The 4,704-nt window shown below is 69.7% G+C and carries 3 protein-coding genes; 1 reads left to right on the top strand and 2 read right to left on the bottom strand.

Going from position 1 to position 4,704, the window contains the following annotated elements; genetic code table 11:
- On the bottom strand, window positions 1-435 hold a 435-nt coding region (locus VKA86_15215; protein HKK72559.1), incomplete at its 3' end, for a PHP domain-containing protein.
- A 123-nt stretch (window positions 436-558) separates the two neighbouring features.
- Entirely contained in the window at window positions 559-2,541 is a 1,983-nt protein-coding gene (locus VKA86_15210) for a M23 family metallopeptidase (protein ID HKK72558.1), read from the bottom strand.
- A gap of 195 nt (window positions 2,542-2,736) precedes the next feature.
- Here VKA86_15210 and VKA86_15205 point away from each other — a divergent pair, with 195 nt between their 5' ends.
- Window positions 2,737-4,527, top strand: coding sequence for a peptidylprolyl isomerase (locus VKA86_15205; GenBank protein ID HKK72557.1), 1,791 nt, complete (start codon window positions 2,737-2,739; stop codon window positions 4,525-4,527).
- The last annotated feature ends 177 nt before the right edge of the window (window positions 4,528-4,704 follow it).

Below are 4,704 nucleotides of genomic sequence, written 5' to 3'. Positions count from 1 at the left end.
GACTCCGTCCCCGCCACCACTCAGGGCGATGATCCCCTTCGCGTGGGAGCCGAGGAGTTCGTCGTCGACGTGCGGGGCTCCGTCGTGGAGTCCCTCGCGCCACCCGAGCGACGAGATCTTCATGAGGTGGTTCCAGCCCACACGGTCGGCCGCCAGCAGGACGAGGGATCGCGCCGGGCCTCGTTTCGCCGGATCCTCCGCCCGGCGGTCGCGCACGACCGAGACCTCCATGCCGAAGATCGGCTTCACGCCGGCCTCGAGCGCCGCCTGGTGGAACTCGACCGCGCCGAAGAGATTGCCCCGATCGGTCAGCGCGATCGCCGGCATTCCGTGGTCCGCCGCGAAGCGCACCAGCTCGGGCACCCGCAGGACCGAGCGCAGCAGGCTGAAGCTGCTGTGGCTGTGGAGATGGACGAACGGAGCGGTCGAAATCATTGCCGTAGAACGAGTTGGTGGAATCGTCGGGCCGAACGGACGCCATGAGGGTGCTGCGCGCACCCTATGCCAGGTCGTCCCGCCGGACAAGACGCTTCGCGCCATCGCCCCCGAACGGGACCGTCAGTCCACGAGTTCGACGGTCAGCCGCGTGGTGGCGACGTTGCCCAGACGGTCGGCCACCTCCACCCGCAGGTCGTGAACGCCCGGTCCGGGGTCGACGTCCCACTCGATCCACACGTGGTCGTCCTCGAGTTCCGGGCGGGCCGGATAGCGCTGGCCGCCGAGCGTGACCGTCACGCCGTCGGGATCGATACCGCTGGCGTGGTCGGCGACGTCGAGCACGATCGCCGGCCAGCGCGGACGGGTCACGCCGTGGTCGATCCGCGCGCGGGCCGACAGCGTCACGCGACCGCGGACCACGCGTCCCTCGACACGGAAGGGCCCGACGGCGGGCGGCGAGACGTCGCGGATCACGCGGTACACGCCGGTGTCCGTGAGGCGGGTCCGGATGGCCCCGGGCCGGTCCGGATCGGGCTCCACTCCCGACTCCGGCGACCAGCGGCCGCGCCGATCGCGCGCGGCGAGCGTGAACTCGTCGGCGGCACCACCGACGGCAACGCTCACCTCGATCCCCCGCCGGAAGGCCGCCCCCGGGGCCACCACCTCGAAGGCTGCTCCCGTCCCGTCGTGCAGCGCCGGCGCATCGGTCGCCACCGGGTCGATCCACAGGACCGTGTCGGTGGACATGTCCTCGGCACCCGGGGTGCGGACCCGGACCTCGCCGTCGAGGAAGTCGACGGCGGTCGGCGACGTCGGAGCGAATTCACCCCCGTCGACCGTGACGATGGACCGGAACACCTGCTCACGCTTCCCCTGCTCGATCACCAGTTGTCCCGAGATCAGCGCCTCGCGCGGAGGAATCACCCACCACCACTCCGCCTCGGCGTCTCGGAAGGACTGCAGGCGACTCGACAGGGTCCGCCCGTCGCCGCGGCGGCGTACGAGATCCGGAGTCGCCCACGCCGGGTCGGGCCGCACGCCCAGGGCGATCCCGGCCGGCGTGTGCGCGACCCAGGCCCCGGTCGAGGCCGGAACGTCGAAGGGAGGGACCTCGGCCTCCACCGCCGGATCGGGACGCAATACGACGTCGGCCACCGAACTCCGACCCGCGTGGTCCTCCACGAGCACGGAGACCCTCCGCGCCCGCTCGCCGACGCGAATCCGTCCCGACTCGGACCCTCCCGCGCCACGCGCACGGTGGGTGAGATCCCGGCGCCGGTACAGACTCAGCCAACGCGTGCCGTCGCCGTCCGGCACGACTTCGAGCCCCCGCTGCCACCGGTCGCGGAACCGGATCCGATCCTGATCCACCGCGTAGCGACGGCCGTCGTCGAACACGGCCTGGATTCGCCGCGGCATCAGCCGGAAACCATTGATGCCCGTTCCGTCCTCCACGATGACCTGCAGGCCGACGGTCCCCACCGCGATCACGGTGTCACCGGGAGCGGCGACCACGGCCTCGAGCCGTCCCTCGACACGAGCCCCGGGCGTGAGCGGAACGACGCGGAGTGCCGTCACGCGCGGGTCCGCCCGGTCGGGCACGTCGAAGAAGTCGATCGGATTGACGGGGACCGAACCCTCCCGGACCTCCAGATGGAGGTGCGGAGCCCCGGTTCCCGTGTCGCCGGAGAGAGCGACGACCTCCCCGGCCTCGAAGCGGAGGGCTCCGGCCTGGAGATGGATGTCCTGCTCGTACCGCCGTGACCGGGCCTGCCGCGCGGTGACGAGCTCCTGCACCGGGTCGGCGAAGGCCGCGAGGTGCGCGAAGACGAGCGTCCTGCCCCCGCCGACGCCGAGGTAGAGCGCCTTGCCGTAGCCCTGCGCCGAGGTGCGGATGCGGACCACGTCACCGGTCAACGGCGTCCGCACCGGCATCCCCGTGCGCCCCCCCGTCCGGATGTCGAGCCCGGTGTGATAGCCCCCCGACCGCGCTTCCATGAAGGTGGCGGTGATCTGCGGCGGATCGACGGGAACCGGCCAGGGCCACGGGGTGTTTCCCTCGGCGAAGGCTCGGCCCGGGTCCAGCAGCAGAGCGATCAGCAACAGCGCGCGGACCGTCCGGCCTTCTTGCCGCTGCGCACGGCGCGTGATACCGTCTAGGTTCTGCCCGCGAGTCGCCGGAGCGGTCGTCGAACCGGCCGGACTCGCCGTCGGGCCCTGCGCGTCCGCAGTGGTTTCTCGGTTTCCCCGAATCATGACACCGGCAGTCCGCGGGGCTGCTCTGGAAGGTGATGCGGCATGATGCAAGTCTTGCGCGAGCGGGTCAAGGTGGTCTTCTGGCTGATCATCGTGACCTTCATCGGCTTCACGTTCCTCGCGTGGGGCATCGGCGACTGGAGCGCGCCGCAACAGACCGGTGATTCCACCGTGGTCGCCACCGTGAACGGTGCCGACATCGGAGCCATGGAATGGGAGCGGCGTGCGCAGTCCATCCTGTCGTCGATGAGCGCGCAGCAGGGAGCGACGAGCGAGATCACCGAGAGTGATCGCCTGCGCGCCCGTGACCGCGCCTACTCGGAATTGATCGACGAGGTGCTGCTCGAGGCCGAGGCCGAGCGCCGCGGGCTGAGTGTGACCGACGCCGAGATCACCGACATCCTGCGCAACAATCCCCCGCCCGCGCTGCTCGCGCAGTACGACGACATCGACCAGTACTACGAGGACCTCGACAACCCCTCGGTGAACTGGAACCAGGTCCGCGAGTCGCTGCGTCAGACCATTCCCCTGCAGAAGCTGCAGCAGCGGATCATGGCGTCGGCCGTGGTCGGCGAGGCCGAACTGCGCCAGGCCTACCGCGAGCAGAACACACGAATGGTCGCCGAGTACGTCGGCGTGCGCTTCAGCGACGTCGAGCTCGAGGACGAAACGGTGTCCGACGCCGAGGCACGCCGTTGGTACGAGGCGAACCTCGGGGACTACAAACAGCCCGCCCGCACGTCCGTCAGCCTGTTGAAGGTCGAGAAGGCCGCGAGCGAAGAGGACGAGCAGGAGATCCTTTCGATCCTCTCCGAGATCCGTGAGGACATCGTGTCGGGCCGTCTGACCTTCGAGGAGGCGGCACGGACCTACAGCGAGGACACCAGCGCGAGCGTGGGCGGCGATCTCGGCTTCTTCGACCGCAACCGCATGACCGAGCCCTTCACCGAGGTGGCCTTCGACCTGGCCGTGGGCGACGTCAGCGAGCCCGTGAAGACGCAGTTCGGTTACCACATCATCGAGTGCACGGACGAACGCCTGAACGACGCGGGTGAGCGCGAGGAGATGCGCGCGCGTCACCTGCTGCTCGAGTTGGCGCCGTCCACCGCCACCGTCGACGAGCTGCGCGAGCAGGTCGACACCGCCCAGCAGACCGCGCGAACGGCTGGACTCGCCGCGGCCGCCGACCAACTCGGTGTGGAGATCGTCGAGACGGCCCCCTTCCAGGAGGGCTTCAACATCCCCGGTGTGCGCAATTCCCTGCCGGCCTCGCGCTTCGCCTTCTCCAACGACGTCGGCGCGCTGTCGCCGATGTTCGAGACCGAGGATGCGCTCTACTTCTTCACCGTGGCCGAGAAGTTCCCGGCCGGTCATCGTGCGCTCGAAGACGTCCGCAGTCTGGTGGACAGCGCAGTCCTCAACGACCGTCGTGCCGAGATCGCCGGTGAGCGTCTGCGCGAAGCGCTCCAGAGCGCGGGTGCCGACACGGGCCTCGAGGCCCTGGCCGACGACGACGACCTGATCCAGCACGCCGTCACCGACACCTTCACACTCCGCCAGAACATCCAGGACATCGGCTTCGCCACGCCCTTCGCGCGCGCAGCCCTGGCCATGGACGTCGGCGACTTCGAGGAGGACGTCCGGACCCAACGTGGTGTCTACGCTCTCGAGCTGCTGTACAAGGAGGAGTTCGACGAAGAGGCGTTCGCGTCCATGCGATCGCAACTCGCCCGCCAGGTGATGTTCACCCGTCAACGGGTCCTGCTGCAGCAGTGGATCGAGGAACAGCGTGGGGCAGCGGAGATCGTGGATCGGCGGGCGGAGCTGCTCTAGCGACGCCCCCCTCCGCCCCCCAGGGGGGGCGAGGTCTGTGCCTCCGAGATTGTGCATTCCCCAGCGGGGCGGGCCCATCGGCTCGCCCCGCTCGTTTCGGCCCTCAGAACGCGTACTTCAGCTCGTGTCGGCGGTTCACCGGCAGTTCCCGTGTCTCGATCCTCCGCTCGTAGTACT

The sequence above is a fragment of the Candidatus Krumholzibacteriia bacterium genome (assembly GCA_035268685.1).
GTDB lineage: Bacteria > Krumholzibacteriota > Krumholzibacteriia > JAJRXK01 > JAJRXK01 > JAJRXK01.
Note: the sequence above shows the minus strand (reverse complement) of the source record. Positions and strands in the feature narration are given on the sequence as shown.